Genomic DNA, 18,867 nt, shown 5'->3' with positions numbered 1-18,867 from the left:
CCCCCCCGAGGTGGAAGCAGGGGAGCATATACTCAGGGGACAACCCTGCACTGGCTAAGTCTTCGACCCGGCAGACCGATCGTTGCGCTCGATCGACCGGCTGCTTAAGCCAGTGAGGGTTCGTGAATGCCATAACGTTAGACGAAATTATTGTATGATAAACATCTACATGTATCCAAATACTATCAACAATAATATGAACAACAAATATAATGAAGTACTGAAGGAGACTAACAATGAAAGATCCAAGAATTGAACAACTCGCTAAAAATCTTATTCAATATTCGGTGAAGCTGCAACGAGGGGAAAAAATACTAATTGAGGTGGATGGATTGGAAATTCCCTTGGCCAAAGAATTGGTAAGGCAGTCTTATTTCGTAGGTGGAGTCCCATTTCTATTAATAAATAATCATGAGTTATTAAGAGAGATTTTGATTGATTGTACTGAAGAACAATTAATAGCAATGGCATCTTACGACCTAAATCGAGTAAACGATATGCAAGCCTATATACTTATTAGAGCTGGGGAGAATTTGAGTGAACTAAGTGGTGTTTCTCCTGAGAAAATGGGCTTGTTTAGAAAATATTACTCACAACAGATCAATGGCAGACGTTACACTCATACAAAATGGTGTATTCTTCGTTATCCCAATCATGCCATGGCACAGCAGGCGAACATGTCAACAGAGGATTTTGAGAATTTATATTTTAATGTATGTAATCTGGACTATTCAAAAATGGATGTAGCTATGGATAATCTAGTTGAATTAATGGATCGAACAGATAAAGTAAGAATTTTAGGAGTAGGAACAGATTTAACATTTTCGATTAAAGGCATGCCCTCTATTAAAGACGTAGGAATTATGAACATTCCAGATGGAGAAGTGTATACAATGCCAGTTAAGGATTCGGTCAACGGAGTTATCTCGTATAATACACCTTCTTTAAAAGAGGGCTTCACTTACGAGAACATTCGTTTTGAAATTAAGGACGGCAAAATTATACATGCTACCGGAAATGATTCAGAAAGAATTAATAAATTACTGAATACGGATCAAGGATCGAGGTATTTTGGTGAATTTGGAATTGGTCTTAATCCATATATTGAGAATGTTATGAAAGATACTTTATTTGATGAAAAAATATGGGGAAGCTTTCACTTTACACCTGGATGTGTTCCAGTTAGTTCACCTGGAAATGAAAATTGGTCCGAGCTTCACTGGGATATTGTTAATATCCAAAGGCCAGAATATGGCGGTGGAGAGATATGGTTTGATGATATATTAATCCGCAAAGATGGAATGTTTATTCCTGATATTTTAAAAGGATTAAACCCTGAAAACTTAAAGTGATGATATTGACTTCATATTTACATCCTTTACTTAGAAGACCCCTTCAAAAGTATAGAAAGTTCTAAATAATCCATTTTCTCTTTTTTGGGCTACATAAAAAAAATGGAGAACTAGGGTCTATCTTTGCAAAATCAGATATTTAGTGAAGGCATTGGTAGTAATTTCACTATTGTACGTTTTCATAGATTAAGAGAATTAGAAGAGACATGGATAAGATAGAGGAGTTTGAAGAAGCGCTCATTATTAGGAAAGTGTAATCGAAGAAGGCAGATACATCGCCTAACACAGTATCTAGACTGCGGGCTACGCCCTTGGTTCGCAAGATGAGGTAGTCAGGGAAGTAGAATCAGCTCACAACCCTGCGAGGCTAAGTCCGTCGGACCCGGTCGCGTTGCTCCCTTAATCCCCTCGGGTTCGTAGATATACAAACGTTATGTGAAATAAGCCTAAATACAGAGGAGAATGTGAATGATAATTCGTGAAGCTGAAACAAAGGACGCCGAAGCGATTGAACGACTATATAAAGAATTGCTTCCAAACAACACAAAAATAAAAGTGTTGGAAGATAGAATAGAAGAAATTAAACAAAATCCTAATAGTTTCTTGTTCATTTGCGAAGTAGACCAAGAGATCGTTGCAACTGCACATCTGCATCTATGTTTAGATGCGTTGATAGAGTCACAACCTTTTGGGGTTGTAGAACGTGTAGTTGTATCTGGAAACAGACAAGGTCTAGGTTATGGATCGCTCATTATGAAGCATATTGAAGATCTGTGTATTTCAAGGGATTGCGTTAAGGTCTTTTTAACCAGCGGAGCTTCGAGGAAGCAAGCACACGAGTTCTATACAAAGTTAGGTTATGATGGTGATTCGAGTAAAGCCTTTAAGAAGTACTTATAATTTTTGAAAGTTTTTCGAAGATGAGGCAGATATTACATAACACCATATTCCCGCAGCGGGGCGTTTGCCCCTTGGTGCGCCAAGAGCGAAGGGATTTCACTGCGGATAGAATTCAGAGGTACAGGGAAGCGTTGGCGGACAACCCTGCGAGCCTAACCGCGTCGCGGGCCGCCCTTCGGGCCTTAAGGTTCTCGGTTCGGGAATACATAAACGTTATGTGAAATCCTTGTAAAATCATTAAGAGAAGGAGATTAAATGAGGTATTTAATAGTATCAATAATTTTATTTTCTCTTATTACAGTTGGCTGTAACAATAATAATGAAATCGATTTTAATCAATTAGTAGATTCATTAGTTAAAGCGGAAAAGACCATGAATAGTAAAGAGCTAGTTACTACTACTGCAACGAGTTCGAGTTCAAGTGATGGTATGATCAATATTAGAATTATGGTAGAAGATAGAGTAACTAATGAACAAGCAAAAGAATTAGTCTTTGATTTCTTTGATGAAATAGAAAGAGGAATTACAGATTTAAACCTGTTTAGAAGAAGCTATCAAATTAATTTTGATATAAAGTCAGAAAAAGATGGAGATTTAATATATAAAGGGCAAAGAAATAAAGGTGAAGAGCAGATTTGGTGGCAGTTCTAGAAGACAAGGACATCGTATAACAGTATATTCACGCTTCGGCAGAAAAGCTGCCTCGGTCCGGCATGAAGTTAGAAGTGGATTCCGTGAGGCATTTCAGTTGCAGGGAAGCGCAATAAGCCGGACACATCCTCACCGACTAAGCGCACATCGCGCCCGGCGACATTCGTCGCTTTAAGTCGATGGGACGTCATGAATACAGGAACGTTAGGCGAACATCACTGAAACGCATTGAAAGGCGGAAAAACATATGATTCGATCAATTATCTTTGATCTTGATGGTACTATATTAAACCGTAACAGTTCACTATATGAATTCATTGTCGATCAATATGAACGGATCATAAAGAAGGCTAAGAATATAGATAAGGAGAGCTACATTAATCGCTTTATTGAACTGGATAATCGGGGATATGTTTGGAAGGATAGGGTCTACCAGGAATTAATAAAGGAATTTGATCTGCAACTTGATTGGAATGAGTTATTAGCTGATTATAAAAATGGATTTTGTAAGTATGCTATACCATTTCCAAATACCTTTGAAATACTTGAAAAGCTCAAAGAACAAGATTACAAGCTTGGGATGATCACTAATGGATTCAGTGACTTTCAATCTAGTAATATCCACGCTCTAGGAATACAGAAGTACTTTGAAGTGATATTGATCTCTGAGGTAGAGGGCCTTAGAAAACCTGACCCAGCTATATTTCTTAGAGCAGCTGATTTGATGAAAGTATTACCTGAGGAATGTGTATATGTAGGTGATCATCCAATTAATGATGTCACTGCAAGTAAGAATGCTGGTATGAAGGGGATCTGGAAGGAAGATACTTATTATACAGATCAATTTGAACATGATGGACTAGTAAGAGATTTGCTAGAAATCGAAACAATTATAGAACAATGGAATTGCGAGTAATACAAAGAAGTAGTGATCTTTGTATAACAATGTGTTCACTCATAGGCAGTCAAACTGCCTCGGTCCCGGAAGAAAAATCGGAGAAGTGATCGCCGGGACACATCCATTCACCCAACCGCATCGCGGCCGGCCGAGATCGAACAAATTTTGTGATATTCCAATTGAACTCCGCCTAACATAGTATTCACGCAGCGTCCCCTAACGGCCCCTTGGTCTGCAAGAGGTGATTCGAAGAAGTGAATCAGCAGACAATCCTGCGAGGCTATGTGCTGCGCACCCAGTCGCTGATCGCTCTTTTAAGCCTCTCGAATAGAATGTAAGAACGTTATGTGATATCCTTCAAAAAAAGATTGATATGTATGAGGGCTAAAAGACAAGGAGTGGAAAATATGTTTGAAAAAAGAAGGCATATTCATATAGGTGCAGAAGGATGGGCAGATGATGTAGAAGATGCTCAGGTGGATGTAGTCGTCACATTCCCTGATTCAACAAAATGGATTTCAAATTTCTATACCATCAAATGTATTGAATCAATTAGAAAAGATTATTTGCAAAATGGACATTGTTTAAACGGGGCATATTGGTGCGGATCTTCTCCAGTAGTCATTGTAGATAATATAAGCCGTGAAAGAATAGAACAAGTAGTTGATGAACTAATTAAGAATGCCGGATTTCAATATGTATTTGAATATTTTGGTGCAGTTCGAGAAGAAGATATTAGCCGATCCGAATACCCTGAAAATTTTTTTGATGAAGAATCTAAAATAGATTCTTCTTATGTATCTTATTATGCAAGTCAGTTGGTACAAATGTTAGAGCAATCAAGTGAAAAAGTTAGACAAACAATAATGAAAGACATATTTAGGGTGTCTCAATGAAGACGAGGATTTTGGATAACACGATATTCGCACTGCGGGCCAATTTCACCATCTGGTATGAGGAAAGTCGGAGTAAAGCTAATTGAATATCCTCGAGCCTCCTTTACAAAATGATGAAAATGACCTCATTTCAAAAAGCTGGGGAAGAATGCTGGGGCGTAGCATTTAACGAAAACTTATTTGACAGAGTTTCTGAAATTCTCGATTATTTATTGCCTGTAATTAAAGACAACAGAGACATCTGCACTGACTAACTGCCCGCAAACCCACTCAGGCTTTCGGCCTTAAAGTCGATGAGACGTCGTGAATGTCGAAATGGCATGAGAAGTGTAAAGCTACAGATAACATAGTATTAACATATCGATACATATAGGTCTCTTAATCTACAGAAGCTTATTCGGAGAAGCATGAGCAGCAGATAACCCTGCGAGGCTAAGTCTTCGACACGGCGCTAAAGTCGATCGAAAATACAGAATAGACGATGAAAGGTCCGGCCAATAGAAATATGGCCGGGCTTTCTTCATTGGTCATGACACCACCAAAGGAAGCTGATACTGGATAACCGTGTTGAGGAGACCGCTTTATCCAGCGGATTTAAGCGCAAGCGGCTTATTTGGTACAATAGCATGGACCAACATCATTTACATAAAGGAGATTATAGAAGAAATGATGAACCATAAAGAGAGAATGCTGGCTGGTCTTCCGTATAAAGCATGGATGGATGGACTTGCTGAAGAACAATTAGCGAACAAGAAGAAGATCCGCGAATATAATCTATGTCCTCCCGAGGAGAAGGAGAGAATAGATGAGATTATGAGAAGCATTCTGGGAAAAGCCGGATCAAATCTTAATATTTTACCGCCTTTTCATTGTGACTATGGCAAAAATATTGAGGTTGGGAATAACTTTATGTCCAACTTCAATTGTACGATCCTGGATGTAGGCAAGGTGACGATTGGGGATAACGTCATGTTTGGCCCCAATGTATCCATCATCACGGCTGGACATCCGATTCATCCGGATTCAAGAAACTCAGGATATGAGTATGGGATCCCCATTACCATAGGCGACAGCGTCTGGATAGGTGCTAACGTGGTCGTTAATCCGGGTGTAACCATCGGTCATAACGTAGTCATCGGATCAGGCAGCGTGGTTACCAAAGACCTGCCGGACAACGTGATCGCTGTCGGGAATCCGTGCAGAGTCTTAAGAACGATTACGGAAGAGGACCGACCGTATTATTATAAAGATAGGAAATTCGACGTGGAAGACTACTAAAGTGCGCTAGGATCACGCTGTTGGAGGAGGTTTATCCTCCTTGCTAAGGCGTTCATAAAAGAGTGATGCACATTAGGCTCGACTAATATGCATCACTCTTTTTTACATGTCTGCTCATTTTGCTCATTGGCTTTTTATTACGGAGTGTAAAATTAAACTATACTTGAAGTTTCCCTTAAGATGTTCGAATCCGTTCTGTTATCATAGAGCAAGCCATTCGAATTTGAAAGGGGGGAATCCTGGTGTTACATATAATGGACGTCGCTGAAACGTTGGTGGATCATATCAAAAATAATTATCCACAGGATATCGCAATTGTTGCCTATTACGGATCATACTCACAGGGCACGGCTACCAAGCGATCGGATCTGGATTTTTTCTTCATACCGGCCACGCCAAAAGGTTATCGTGCAAGTATACAGTTTGTTATGCAAGATATCAGCTTCGATTTCTGGCCGATCAGCTGGGAACGTGCCGAACGCATGGCAACCTATCAGGAAACGAACACCTCCATCATCGCGGACTCGATTCTGCTGTATTCGCGGAGCGATGAGGATCTGTCACGCTTTAAGAAGCTGCAGCAAACGATTATCGATATGCCTCCGAGCCAGCAGTCGTTTATTGATAAAGCCGAAGAACAGTTACGTGCCGTGTATCTTCATTTGTATAAGCTCGGGAAGGCGCCATGCGAGGGAAACATCACATACTACCGCAATGAAGCTCATGATGTACTAATCCAGGTGCTTTCGAGTCTGGCACTTCTCAATAGAGCCTATCTCAAGAGCGGCTGGGGCAAGAACCAAAGCCAGATCATGAATTTTGCGCTAAAACCCGCCTGTTTGGAAGAACAGATGGATTTCATCATGTGTGCAGATTCGGCAGAGAGCATTCGCGATGCATGCGAACATCTCGTCGAGAGTATGCTTTCGTTATTGATCGAGGAGAAAGCTGCGCTAACGGGGCAGCCCTCTTATCCGGACCGAATGAAGGGATTTTATGAAGAAGTGAAGGGGATTCTGGATAAACTCAAGACGGCCTGTGAAACTGGGAATTATCCAATCGCCTATTTCTGGTCGATTGGTGCCCAAGATGAGATCGCCCGTTTTATTTATTACGCTGAACATGGGTATTGGCCGACCTCATTAGACTCAAGTCTGAACTACCAACAGGTTTATCTCAGCAAAGGGCTGCCGGATCTGGTGTCAGTGCTGGATCCCGGCAATTTCGCTCCGCTTTACGAAGCGGTTCTATGCCTGGAATCGGGTCTGGAGAAACTCCTCATCGAGGAGGGAGTTACCATCATTCGTTATGAGACGCTGGAGCAATTTAAGCTTGATCTTGAAAAATCGCTCGAAGACGCAAAATAGACAAAACAAGGTCCGGCCAGTGTAGATACGGCCGGACCTTGTTTTGTCGTCTGTTGGAAGCTTAATTCGGTTCGATATGAACATGAACATCATAAACGCCGTGCGTTTCTTTTAACTCATGCTCCACTTGATCCGAGATATCGTGAGCAACCCGGATATCCAGATTTGATTTTACGAGAATAACGATATCGACAACTGTGTTGCTGCCATAATTTCTTGCACGAATGTCTTTGACTCCCTTTACTCCATAAACCTGCTTCACCGTTTCTTTATAACTCTTAATGATGTTCTCATCGAATCCATCGGTTAAATGGTGAGAGGCATCGCGGAAGATATCCCATGCGGTTTTGCATATCAGAAAGCCGACCAGGACGGCAGTTAGCGGATCAAGCCATGGCACATGAAATTGGGCGCCAACAATACCGACAACCGTACCGATGCTGACCCAGGCATCCGAGAGGTTATCCTTGGCGGCTGCCATAACGGCTTGACTGTTTATTTTCGTTGCGAGTCGTTTGTTATAGCGATAAACCATAAACATCACAATGGCACAAAAGATACCGGTCCACGCGGATATGAGATCAGGGGACTCATGATTTCCTTCAAATACGGAAGATATGGCCCCGTACAATACTTGGATACCTACGGCCATCATAATAAAGGAAGCGATTAAGGACGCCACCGTCTCCGCTTTCCAGTGTCCGTAGGGGTGATCCCGGTCAGCCGGTTTTTGTGACAATCGAAGTCCGATCAAGACTGCAATGGAGGCCACGATGTCCGTGGCGTTATTTAATCCGTCCGCCCGCAGGGCCTCGGAGTTCGCGGTATAGCCTATGAACAGTTTGATTGCAGATAAACATATATAAGCAATGATACTGATAATGGCACCTTTTTCACCTAATTTTAAATCATTGAAACGTTGTTGCTCCACATCTAGCCGACTCCTTCCGCACGCCCCTGAATAGTACCTGACTATATTACCAAGCCGATTATGGGTGGGTCTAGAGCAACGTTTTTTCCTCTCTCTTAATAATTGACAAGGGGCAAAAAGAGTTGCACCAGACTAAGAAAGATAGAGCGAGACTACGATGGGGCTTGAAGCGTTAATTAAGTATAACAGCTTAACAAACAACTTGGCTTGCTGGAGGTTATCGTTATTGAACGGATATGATAGGGGGATGAACCACTATGGATGATGATCAAGGTCTACTAGATCGCAGAAATAACCCAGCATAAGCTGCAGGGATGAAAGGTTGGTATTCGTGCGAAAAAGAGAGAATGGCGGTTACCTTAACATGAACTGGTGGATTATCGGACTATTGATCTTACTTACACTTGAAACCAGCTTAGACCCACAACCTCCGCGAAAAGAGAACGAGAATAGGCATAGGCATGCTTCCATTTCATGTGCCGCCTATAATTATTGTGAGGAGGTATTTACGGACCAGAATATCAATAGATTCAGTAATAATTCATTGTGGATGACAAATATGGCGAAATCGTGCTTATAAATGAATCTGAACAAGAAAGGTGGCTGCATTTGTACAGGATAAGTACCGGTCCATGGGGTTCTTCATACACATACACATACACATAAACATAAACAATAAACCGCCAGTAGGAGAACTGGCGGTTTTCTTATGGGTATGGGAGGGAAAGGTGGCTTAGCGATTATTCCTCCGGGATCTGCGTTTAACGACGCGCAACATCAGTATAACGGAAAGAACCCCTATTATTGCAGGCATAGCGTCTAGCCTCCTGATATATCATGATTAAGAATCATCTTACCTCTTCATAGTATAATATTCAGATTATATGAATAATGATTGGGTTGTTCGCCGCCTTTCGTAAGTGTAGCGTGCTCGAACTTATCTTTTCGCTTATTAGATATGGTGTTAGACAGAAGAAATTCCCTTCGCTTGGGCGGAGGGAATTTTCTTCTGTGGTGTATTGTGCCTGCTTCTCTTCATTACATGATCTTATTCAAGTGAAGCATATATTCACCGCGATTCAGCGGATTTACTTGTCGCCGTTTATTCTCAGGGATGGTGGTCTGCACCTTCACGTAGCCGCCTGGTCTAACGGAGAGCATGCCTTCACCGCTTGTCAGGGAATGGACTTCTGATTTCAGCTCGTCGGAAGTGCGCACAGGAATCGTGCCATGAAGATGAACGACGTTGTTACGGAATTCAGGTTCCTGGTAGGTTCCTTCAAGTGCAGCTAACCTGGATAAAACTTTGCTTAAGCTGCTTTCCGGCAGGATGAATTGGATATCATTCATGGGCTCGTATACCTCCGTCCCGGCTTGGTTCAGCGCTTCCATAAGGACAAGCGGGGTTAAGCTGCGAAAATCCTTGGCCGTGGATACGGGACTTGCGTAACCGGTATGCGTCAGCGTCACGATGATATCCGTTACGGACCATGCGTACAGCCCTTCCTGAAGCACCTCAATGACGGTATCCTTAATCGCTTTCTGGAAGGATAGAGGAAGGGAGCCCAGCTCAACGTCCAAGCGATACTGCAGACCGGATCCCGGTTCTCCCGGTTCAACCCGCAAGCCGACGGTTGCATAGAATGGGCACTCCCCTATATATTCAACAGCTTCTCCGACACCGCAGGGTTTCTCGATGCAAATGACCCGGGGAGCTGAAAAAACAGCTTCGATGCCGTATTGCCGCTGAAGCGTCTCTACCAGAATCTCTTGCTGGACTTTGCCGAACACATGGATGATGTTTTCCTTTGTGTTTGTATCCTGAACGTACTGCAGAAATGGATCCTCAACGGTCAGATCGCTTAGTGCATTGTGCAGTTTATGTTCGTCTTCGGGTTGTTTCGTTGAGACATGGACCTGAATGGGTGGCTTCTGAAAGTGAACAACCTTCATCTTGTCAGACACGGCTCCGATAACATCGCCGACCCTTAGCTCGCTACCGATCAGGATGCCGATATCCCCTGCATCAATATGACCGGCCGGAGCGGATTTTCCATGCTGCAGTGCATGCAGCTGCTTCACTTTAAGCATCGTGGTTTGTCCGTCCTGTGACGTAACCGAGATTTCATCACGGGCCTGGACTTTCCCGGCGAACAGCCGAAAATAGACATTCCGTTCCCCGTTCGGCTGTTTAATCACTTTGAACACCAAGCCGGATAGCGGTTCATGATTCAGCTCAGACGGGTCGTTAACCGGGAAAAAGTCGTTCAGTGCCGCTAGCAGCGGCTCCATGCCAACTCCTTTGGCGGCGGAGCCGGCAAACAGGGGATAAGCTTTACCCTGCCGGGTTTGCTTGCGCAATTCTTCCTTCAGCCGTTCGCTGGATACAGGAACATCATGAGCGTAATCTTGCAGCAGCTCGTCGTTAAGCAGCGCCAGGATCTCCAGCCAACCTGAGTTATGGGGATCTGCCATGTCCACGTGAACGGATGTGCTGCCTTCATTATCAACACGGCTCATTTCACAAATATGTTCATCCAGCAGATTCCGCAGCATGGTACGAACTCGGTTGTAGTCCGCACCCATTCGGTCGATTTTGTTCATGAACAGTAGGGTAGGGATACCTTGTTCCTTCAAACTCTGTTTAAGCACCCGGGTTTGGGCCTGTACACCTTCAACGGCGGAAATAACCAGAATGACGCCATCCAGAACACTTAAGGAATGCTCGACCTCCGAGATGAAATCCGCATGCCCCGGCGTATCGATGAGATTGACTTTAAGATCACCCAGCGTGAACGATACCGCCGCGGATTTAATCGTAATTCCCCGTCTTCGCTCAATTTCGAGGGAATCGGTGGTTGTATTGCCCTGATCGACCGAGCCAGCCTGCTCAATGATACCGGATCGGTAGAGAATTTGCTCTGTTAGTGTGGTTTTACCGGCGTCAACATGGGCCAGAACCCCAATATTCAATATTTTCTGCATATAGTATAACCCTCATTCGTTTCATGTTTTGTAGTCCTTTCGATTGGGTATGGTTTTTGAATTGCCGCATAGATAAACGCCTCCATTTAAATAAAGTTAACTTTAGTTTATCCGTCGCAGCATGTTCGGAATATGGAACAAACGCTTATAATTATTAATTATCTTGTTTTGAAGAGCTCTATTTGGATTTACATATTTAATACCGTGAAAAATAGCTCGCATTGGATTAGGATAGAGGCATAAACCATATTGAAGGGGTCTTGCACTTGATAACACTTCATGTCATAGATAAAGATAATTGGGAGGATTGCATCCGTCTCAAACCCAAGCCGGAACAAGAGAAATGGATTGCACCTAATCTATACTCGATAGCCGAGGCACAATTTATGGAAGGATTCGAAACCAGGGCGATCTATCATGATGACGAGATGATTGGTTTTGTCATGTACGGTCCTCATTCTTGCGATGATAACTACTGGATATACCGGTTTATGATCGACGGCAGGTTTCAAGGGCAGCATTATGCCAAACCTGCGATTCGGCTCGTTCTTGATGAGATTCGAAAGGCTTCGGACCGAACAGACCATGTGATGTTATGTTATAAACCCGAGAATGAGCGGGCCAAAACGGTATACACCCAAATGGGGTTCCAGGAAGCGGGTTATGCTCCGTGGGGAGATGCGATGGCCAAATATAGTTATATATAAAAGCCCCCTATGTAATCTAGACATCATCATAGAAACTATCGTAAACTTAAACGTGAGTGATAGAGACATTATCATATCAAGCTTCGAGTACGACATGTGCCAGAAGTATCCGTAATTACGCCAAGTCCTTTTTTCGATGAAAGGGTTCGGCGTATTCTTCTTTATGGTTTGGTTCCTCAAAAAAGGATGGATGCCGGGGAAAGGGAAGTGAAAAACGTGTTACATAATATGAGGCTTACCATAGGATCAAAGATTGTGCTTGGTTATTTGATCATCGTTATTTTTCTGGGAGCTTCCATCTTTGTTCTCAGCGATCGAATTTCATCTCTTGAGAAAGAGATTGATTTTATCGTGGAGCATGATATTGAAGTTCACAATTTGACGAATCAGATTGAAAAACATGTGCTCGATATGGAGACAGGACAGAGAGGTTTTGCCCTTACCGGGGATGACCGATACTTAATACCCTATACAGACGGACAGGCCAATTGGCAGAAGGATTTTTCCAATCTCCATGAGTTAATAGCCGATAATCCCGATCAGCAGAATCGTTTGGAGGAGATCAAGGCCAACATCGAAGAATGGATTGATACCGCTGGAGAGTCCGTTGTTGCTATGAAAAAAGCGAATGACAACGAAGGAGTCCTTCAATTCTTCATGGAGGACCCGGGTAAAAAAATCGTTGATCAAATGCGGTCACAGCTGGCAGATTTCCGCAGCACGGAGAAAAGTCTGACACAGAAGCGCGTAGATGAGCTCGATCAAAAAAACGCGGACTTCAAAAACGTGCTTTATATTGTTCTGGCATTGGTCATTGTTCTCTCCATTACAGTTGGCGTGGTGATTTCGAAGTCTATCGTGAACACGATCCGGGAAGTGGTCCATGCGATTTCGGACATTGCGTCTTCCGAAGGCAATTTACGCTCCAAGCGTATTGTGGTTCGAACCAAGGATGAGGTCAGGGATTTGGGTGAAGCCACCAACCGGCTGCTCGAAAATCACGAGAGACAAAGCTGGCTCCAGACCAGTACCGGGGATGTAGCTATCTCGTATCAAGGCATTAGCCATATCAACCCGCTTGCCGAGGCCTTCATTACCAAAATGGCACATCTGGTCAACGCCTCCTATGGTGTTTTTTACCTGCGGAAGGGTGACAAGCTTCATAAGACGGCTTCATTCGCTGCTTCAGGCACCGATATGGGCGCCTCGGTATTCAATATGGGTGAGGGTATGGTCGGTCAATGCGCCGTTGAGAAAAGAACCATCGTTATGGAAGCGATTCCTGATGATCACGTGAAAATAACGACCGGTCTCGGGCAATCTGCCCCGCGCAGCATTCTCATTTTTCCTGTTGAATATGAAGGAGAGCTTGAAGGGGTTATTGAACTTGCTTCGCTAGAAGCCTTTACTCCAATACAATTGAAGCTGGTAGATCAGGCACGGAGTACGCTGGGCATTGCGATGAATAACGTTCTTGCCCAGATGGAAGTCAAGCGTCTGCTGGAGGAGTCTCAGGCGATGTCCGAGGAACTTCAGGTGCAAACGGAAGAGCTAAAGGCACAATCGGATGAGCTGCTGTCACAGCAAGATGAGATGAAGGCGTCCAACGAGGCCTTGAAACTATCCGAAGAACGGCTGCAGCGTCAGCAAGAAGAGCTGGAGAAGAACAATATGGAGCTGAGCAACCGTACGGAGCAAGTGGAAGCGCATATGCGCAAGATTGAAGAAATCAAAGACGAGATTGAGAAGCAGAACTTCATGCTGGAGAAACAGGCTTCCGACCTGCAGTCTGCATCGAAATATAAATCGGAGTTCTTGGCGAATATGTCCCATGAGCTCAGGACGCCGCTGAACAGTTTATTGATCTTGTCCGAAATTCTGATGGGGAACAAGGAAGGGAACCTGAATGAGAAGCAGGTGGATTTCGCGCGAACGATTCACTCTTCCGGCAATGATCTGCTGCATCTGATTGATGATATTCTCGACCTGTCGAAGGTAGAGGCGGGACAGATGAAGGTTGAGTTGGAGCCTGTTATTCTCGAAGAGATTAAGGAAACCCTGCAGCGCAGCTTCGAGCCGCTTGCGGCGAAAAAAGGCATTGAGTTCCATATCGAGATGGAGCAGGGTCTGCCTCATTCGTTACATACCGATGTACAGCGCGTGCAGCAGATTCTGAAGAACTTGTTATCCAATGCTTTCAAATTTACCAGCCAGGGCTCTGTAACATTGCAGGTAACCCGTACGAATCATCAACAGCCTTTCAGTGAAATGAGTCAAGGGGGATGGACTGCATTCTCCGTGACCGATACGGGCATCGGCATATCGATGGATAAAAAGGATGTCATCTTCCAGGCGTTCCAGCAGGCGGATGGATCCACTAACCGCAAATACGGCGGCACGGGACTTGGGCTTACAATCAGCCGCGAGCTGGCTGGATTGATTGGCGGATACATTGATTTTAAAAGCCAGGAAGGCACAGGCAGCACCTTCACGCTATATGTGCCGGAAACTCCGGTTCTACCAGAGGCATCAGGTATTCAGGAAGCTGCCGCTGCCCAGGAAGCCGTTATCCCGGGCGTACCCTCATCTTCTTCGTCTTCGGAAGAGGTTCTGGCAACGGATATTGAATTATCCGATCCCGATCTGTTGACCGTCTCCGAAATGGAGGACGACCGGGAACATATTAAGCCTGGCGACCGGATCTTATTAATCATTGAGGATGATATCCATTTTGCGAAAATACTGCTGGATATCGTTCGCGCACATAAATTTAAAGGGATTGTTGCGCTGAAAGGGGACCGGGGCTTGGCGCTTGCGCATACCTATAAACCGGATGCCATTATGCTTGATATTCAGCTGCCTGTCATCGATGGCTGGACCATACTCGAGCGGCTGAAGCAGCAGCCGGATTTGCGCCATATTCCGGTGCATGTCATTTCCGTGGTTGATGAGCCGCAGCAGGGCTTAAGCATGGGGGCAATGGCCTACCTGAAGAAACCGGCCAACAAGAATCAGATTGAGGGAGCTTTGGCTCATATCGAAACCTTTGTGGATCGTGATCTCAAGCGGCTGCTGATTGTTGAAGACGATGTTATTCTGCGCAGCAGCATGGTAGAGCTGATTGGCCATGATGATGTCATCATAACGGCCGTTTCCACGGGGGCGGAAGCACTGCGCGAGCTGGGGCGGGAGCATTTTGACTGCATGGTACTGGATTTGGGGCTGGCTGACATTACGGGCTTCGAGCTGCTGGACCGCATTCGGCAGACCAAGCATCTTCAGCAGCTGCCGATTATTATTTATACGGGTAAAGAACTGGATATGAAGGAAGAAATCGAACTGAAGAAATATGCGGAGAGCATCATCATTAAGAACGTGAAATCGCAGGAACGGCTGTTTGACGAGACGGCGTTGTTCCTGCACCGGGTAGAGGCCAATTTACCGGAAGATCGACGCAATCTATTGCGTAAGCTGTATAACAATGAAGATGCGTTCGAAGGAAAACGGATTCTGCTGGTGGAGGACGATATCCGTAATATTTTCTCGCTGGTCAGTGTGCTGGAATCCTATAAACTGAACGTGGTCTTCACAGAAAACGGGCGGGAAGCGCTTGAGATGCTCCAGAAGGATCACAATTTTGATCTGGTGCTGATGGATATCATGATGCCGGAAATGGACGGTTATGAGACGATGAAGGCGATTCGAGAGATCCCGCAATTCGACAAGCTGCCGATTATCGCCCTGACAGCGAAGGCCATGAAGGAAGACCGTCAGCGCTGCATTGATGCGGGTGCTTCCGATTACATCACCAAACCGATTGATGTCGAGAAGCTGCTGTCCTTGCTGAAGGTATGGCTTTACACATAGAGGAGGCAGAAGATTATTCTCAACCAGGATGAGATGATGAATCCATCGGTCAACGATGAATATGCGGAACGCGAGAAGATTGAGGTAGAGCTGCTGCTGCAGGCTATCTATCGGATGTACGGTTATGACTTTCGAAATTATGCGTATGATTACATCCGGCGCAGGATTCGACATGGCATGCAGCGGATGGGTGAGGAATCGATTGCCTCTCTCATTCCCAGAGTGCTTTATCAACCGGACAGTATGCAGCAGCTTGTGAATTACTTCATGGTGAATGTCACGGAGATGTTTCGGGATCCTTCCATGTATTTGACCTTTCGGCAAAAGGTGGTGCCGTACCTGCGGACATACCCGCATATCCGCATCTGGCATGCGGGGTGCTCTACGGGCGAGGAGGTGCTCTCCATGGCGATTGTTCTCCAAGAGGAAGGCCTGTATGACAAAGCGCGTATCTACGCAACGGATATTGATGACGATGCGCTGGAATCGGCGCAAAAAGGCATCTTTCCCTTGCGTAACATGAAGGCATACACGCAGAATTATATCCGATCCGGCGGAATGCGGGATTTTGCGGATTATTATACAGCGCAGCATGAATCGGTTATCTTTCATTCTTCATTGATGAAAAATACCGTGTTCGCCAGACATAATTTGGTGACGGACCAGTCGTTTAATGAGTTCAATGTCATTCTGTGCCGCAATGTGCTCATCTATTTCAATAGAGAGCTGCAGCACAGCGCACATCAGCTTTTTTATGAGAGTCTGGCTAAACTGGGCTTTCTGGTTCTTGGGGATAAGGAATCCATTCTGTTTAATCCCTACACCCACTGTTATGAAGCGATGGATGACAGGGAAAAGCTGTATCGAAAAATAAAATAGAGATGACTGCAAGCTAAAAGAGGCGTTCCCAGCGGGTCAATAGGACTTGATGGAGCGCCTTTTTTTATGTGAGATCCACGGCAGGCCGTATAGAAGTGTTCTTCGCGAATGATAAGATTATGCTAGAATACCTAATTAGAATGTACAATTTATGGGTGTTTGGGTTTATATCATTTCCTAAGAAGTGGAGGGGATCACGATTCGGGTCTTAGCTATTAGTGACATTCATGGCTGTTATGATGAGTTTAATCAGTTATTGTTAGACGTTTGTTTTGATCCGGATGAAGATCGGCTCATCCTGCTTGGTGATTACGTGGACCGGGGACTGCGAAGCAAGGAAGTTGTGGAACAGGTAATGGCACTGCAAGATTGCGGAGTCATCACCCTTCGCGGGAATCATGATCAGATGATGCTGGATGCTATTCTGCTGGATACGGAGGAAGTGAATTCGCGCTGGATTCGCAACGGTGCGCGACATACGATTGAGAGTTACTGCGGCGCTGATTTCTTTGAAGGTGAAATGGAGCGGGACAAGTATAACGAGGGTAAAGCCTATATTAAGAAGCATTATGAACATCATCTCGCATTCCTCAATACACTCCGGCTATATTATGAGACAGACACCCACATCTTTGTGCATGCCGGGATTAATCCGGCTGTGGAGGATTGGAAGCAGCAGGTGCAGGATGATTTCATATGGATTCGCGACAAGTTCTATAATTATCCGACCCGTCTTCCCAAAACCGTTGTATTCGGGCATACGCCGGCCATCAACCTGCATGCATCCGAGAAGGTTTGGTTCAGTGAGGATGGAGACAAGATTGGCATTGATGGGGCATGCGTGTACGGCAAACAGCTGAACTGCCTGGAAATCAGGGAAGGAGAGGTTTACCAAACCTATTATGTCCCGTTAAAGCAGAACCTCGAGGAATGAAAAAAAACACCTTAAGTCGACAAAAGGGTGTAATTTCGTCGAGTAAAGGTGTTTGCTAGTAAGACTAATAATCCCTGCTATTTCTTAGCTTATCCACCATTACAGCGGACAAAAACATTTTGAAAAATGCGCTTGTCAAAATTTATGATATCAAATATCACAAACCTACCTAATAAGTAAAAAATCAAGAATAGAGGGATAAAGATGAGTATTCTGCCAAGCAGCTGCATACTCTTATCACCACGCTTACGTAGTTTCAGGGAGAATGTTATCTTGAAAGTCTATCCTAAATAAAAAAATTTCAACATTCTTCTCGTTATGCTGCCTGCTATCTGTTTGGATTTTTTATGTTAGCGTGTCTAGGAACTCCTTCACTGCCTGGGTATATCCTTCCAAATCGGTAGAATGGATATCGTGGCCGCATTGTTCAAAAACAACGAGAGAAGTATGAGGTCTCCGAGTTGCCATCAACTTGGCATGGGCTTCGTCCAAGGCGAAGCTTTGTTTGCCGTGAATAAGCAGGATCGGGCAAGTGGAGGCCAACCAATCCTTCCACCAGTCGCCTTTCGTATGCTGTGCAGAAACCGGAACTCCCTGAAGATCTGAACGGAAGCCCCAGCCTCTCTCATCTTCAAATACGCTTTCAGCAAAGTAATCGACATTTCTTAGGCCAATACGCAGAAGAGCCTCTTTAAGGTCGTCTAGTGTATCTGATCGTTCCGGCAGGTTCCCGATAAAGGACATGTCGACGTCAATCTCAGCCCCGATGTCTTCTACGATAACGGCTTTAACGTACTGCGGATACCGGGCGGCAAACTGGTATGCGTTGATACCTCCTAAAGAATGTCCGAGCAATGTTACCTGTTGTCCCTTTAACTCGGATGTAATCAAGGTGTGGATATCCTCCACATAACTCTCTCTTGAATAATTTTTATCCGGGGAATGCTCACTCCAGCCGTGACCGCGTTGGTCAAGCCCGATCACCCGCCAATCCGTAAACTTTGCGGCTAATTTCGTGAAGGTTTCGGCATCATTCATATGCCCATGCAGCATAAGGAGAACATTATGACTCTCGCCACCATAATCGAGGTAGGAGAGTTTCAAATTGCCTGATTGAAAATACTTGCGTTTGGTTGATTGAATATCCTGAGCGGACTGCATATCATATCCTCCTTAGGGCAATGGAACCTATCCCATTGCTTGTTGTTGTTTGTAGTTCAAC

General features: G+C 44.5%; 14 protein-coding genes. 11 read left to right on the top strand and 3 right to left on the bottom strand.

Features of this window, described 5'->3' with window-relative positions; all coding sequences use genetic code 11:
* The first annotated feature begins 236 nt into the window (after positions 1-236).
* From PGL02S_RS16380 to PGL02S_RS16350, 7 genes are all read left to right on the top strand, one after another.
* Positions 237-1,352 (top strand): aminopeptidase, encoded by a 1,116-nt coding sequence (locus tag PGL02S_RS16380; protein ID WP_036638359.1) that lies wholly within the window; start codon positions 237-239, stop codon positions 1,350-1,352.
* A 468-nt stretch (positions 1,353-1,820) separates the two neighbouring features.
* Complete coding sequence (locus tag PGL02S_RS16375; protein ID WP_036638358.1) at positions 1,821-2,252, top strand: GNAT family N-acetyltransferase; 432 nt, start codon at positions 1,821-1,823, stop codon at positions 2,250-2,252.
* 255 nt (positions 2,253-2,507) lie between these two features.
* Positions 2,508-2,903: a hypothetical protein gene (locus PGL02S_RS16370; protein WP_036638357.1), complete on the top strand. Its 396-nt coding sequence runs from the start codon at positions 2,508-2,510 to the stop codon at positions 2,901-2,903.
* Positions 2,904-3,150: 247 nt separating this feature from the next.
* Positions 3,151-3,819 carry an HAD family hydrolase gene (locus PGL02S_RS16365; protein ID WP_036638355.1) on the top strand — a complete coding sequence of 223 codons (669 nt, stop codon included), beginning with the start codon at positions 3,151-3,153 and terminating at the stop codon, positions 3,817-3,819.
* Between the two features lie 389 nt (positions 3,820-4,208).
* Entirely contained in the window at positions 4,209-4,697 is a 489-nt protein-coding gene (locus PGL02S_RS16360) for a hypothetical protein (RefSeq protein ID WP_051449133.1), read from the top strand.
* A gap of 669 nt (positions 4,698-5,366) precedes the next feature.
* The gene (locus PGL02S_RS16355) at positions 5,367-5,975 is read left to right on the top strand and encodes a sugar O-acetyltransferase (protein WP_006209879.1); all 609 of its coding nucleotides are present in this window, start codon (positions 5,367-5,369) and stop codon (positions 5,973-5,975) included.
* A 242-nt stretch (positions 5,976-6,217) separates the two neighbouring features.
* Positions 6,218-7,342, top strand: a complete 1,125-nt coding sequence (locus PGL02S_RS16350) for a nucleotidyltransferase domain-containing protein (protein ID WP_235187328.1) — start codon at positions 6,218-6,220, stop codon at positions 7,340-7,342.
* Between the two features lie 61 nt (positions 7,343-7,403).
* On the opposite strand, the gene PGL02S_RS16345 is transcribed toward PGL02S_RS16350, so the two are convergent.
* Both PGL02S_RS16345 and PGL02S_RS16340 read right to left on the bottom strand, forming a co-directional pair.
* Complete coding sequence (locus PGL02S_RS16345) at positions 7,404-8,273, bottom strand: cation diffusion facilitator family transporter (protein ID WP_036638352.1); 870 nt, start codon at positions 8,271-8,273, stop codon at positions 7,404-7,406.
* A 1,038-nt stretch (positions 8,274-9,311) separates the two neighbouring features.
* A complete protein-coding gene (locus PGL02S_RS16340; RefSeq protein ID WP_036638349.1) occupies positions 9,312-11,258 on the bottom strand; it encodes an elongation factor G in 1,947 nt (648 codons plus the stop codon).
* Positions 11,259-11,524: 266 nt separating this feature from the next.
* Here PGL02S_RS16340 and PGL02S_RS16335 point away from each other — a divergent pair, with 266 nt between their 5' ends.
* From PGL02S_RS16335 to PGL02S_RS16320, 4 genes are all read left to right on the top strand, one after another.
* Positions 11,525-11,965: a GNAT family N-acetyltransferase gene (locus PGL02S_RS16335; RefSeq protein WP_036638347.1), complete on the top strand. Its 441-nt coding sequence runs from the start codon at positions 11,525-11,527 to the stop codon at positions 11,963-11,965.
* Between the two features lie 228 nt (positions 11,966-12,193).
* The gene (locus PGL02S_RS16330) at positions 12,194-15,832 is read left to right on the top strand and encodes a response regulator (protein WP_036638380.1); all 3,639 of its coding nucleotides are present in this window, start codon (positions 12,194-12,196) and stop codon (positions 15,830-15,832) included.
* Positions 15,833-15,868: 36 nt separating this feature from the next.
* Positions 15,869-16,711, top strand: coding sequence for a CheR family methyltransferase (locus PGL02S_RS16325; protein WP_255308641.1), 843 nt, complete (start codon positions 15,869-15,871; stop codon positions 16,709-16,711).
* A 184-nt stretch (positions 16,712-16,895) separates the two neighbouring features.
* Positions 16,896-17,645: a metallophosphoesterase family protein gene (locus PGL02S_RS16320; RefSeq protein WP_306765997.1), complete on the top strand. Its 750-nt coding sequence runs from the start codon at positions 16,896-16,898 to the stop codon at positions 17,643-17,645.
* Positions 17,646-17,990: 345 nt separating this feature from the next.
* Here the strand turns inward: PGL02S_RS16320 and PGL02S_RS16315 are convergent, their stop codons facing one another.
* Positions 17,991-18,806, bottom strand: coding sequence for an alpha/beta fold hydrolase (locus PGL02S_RS16315; protein WP_036638342.1), 816 nt, complete (start codon positions 18,804-18,806; stop codon positions 17,991-17,993).
* Positions 18,807-18,867 lie beyond the last annotated feature (61 nt).

The sequence above is a fragment of the Paenibacillus glucanolyticus NBRC 15330 genome, from assembly GCF_004000885.1.
Taxonomy (GTDB): domain Bacteria; phylum Bacillota; class Bacilli; order Paenibacillales; family Paenibacillaceae; genus Paenibacillus_AQ; species Paenibacillus_AQ glucanolyticus.
The sequence above is the reverse complement of the archived record's forward strand: the minus strand, read 5'-3'. Positions and strand labels throughout refer to the sequence as shown.

Coding starts and splice junctions, on each gene's coding strand:
- PGL02S_RS16330 (WP_036638380.1), top strand. CDS start 12,194: ATGAGGCTTACCATAGGATCAAAGATTGTGCTTGGTTATTTGATCATC.
- PGL02S_RS16325 (WP_255308641.1), top strand. CDS start 15,869: ATGAATCCATCGGTCAACGATGAATATGCGGAACGCGAGAAGATTGAG.
- PGL02S_RS16365 (WP_036638355.1), top strand. CDS start 3,151: ATGATTCGATCAATTATCTTTGATCTTGATGGTACTATATTAAACCGT.
- PGL02S_RS16340 (WP_036638349.1), bottom strand. CDS start 11,258: ATGCAGAAAATATTGAATATTGGGGTTCTGGCCCATGTTGACGCCGGT.
- PGL02S_RS16355 (WP_006209879.1), top strand. CDS start 5,367: ATGAACCATAAAGAGAGAATGCTGGCTGGTCTTCCGTATAAAGCATGG.
- PGL02S_RS16370 (WP_036638357.1), top strand. CDS start 2,508: ATGAGGTATTTAATAGTATCAATAATTTTATTTTCTCTTATTACAGTT.
- PGL02S_RS16315 (WP_036638342.1), bottom strand. CDS start 18,806: ATGCAGTCCGCTCAGGATATTCAATCAACCAAACGCAAGTATTTTCAA.
- PGL02S_RS16360 (WP_051449133.1), top strand. CDS start 4,209: ATGTTTGAAAAAAGAAGGCATATTCATATAGGTGCAGAAGGATGGGCA.
- PGL02S_RS16380 (WP_036638359.1), top strand. CDS start 237: ATGAAAGATCCAAGAATTGAACAACTCGCTAAAAATCTTATTCAATAT.
- PGL02S_RS16375 (WP_036638358.1), top strand. CDS start 1,821: ATGATAATTCGTGAAGCTGAAACAAAGGACGCCGAAGCGATTGAACGA.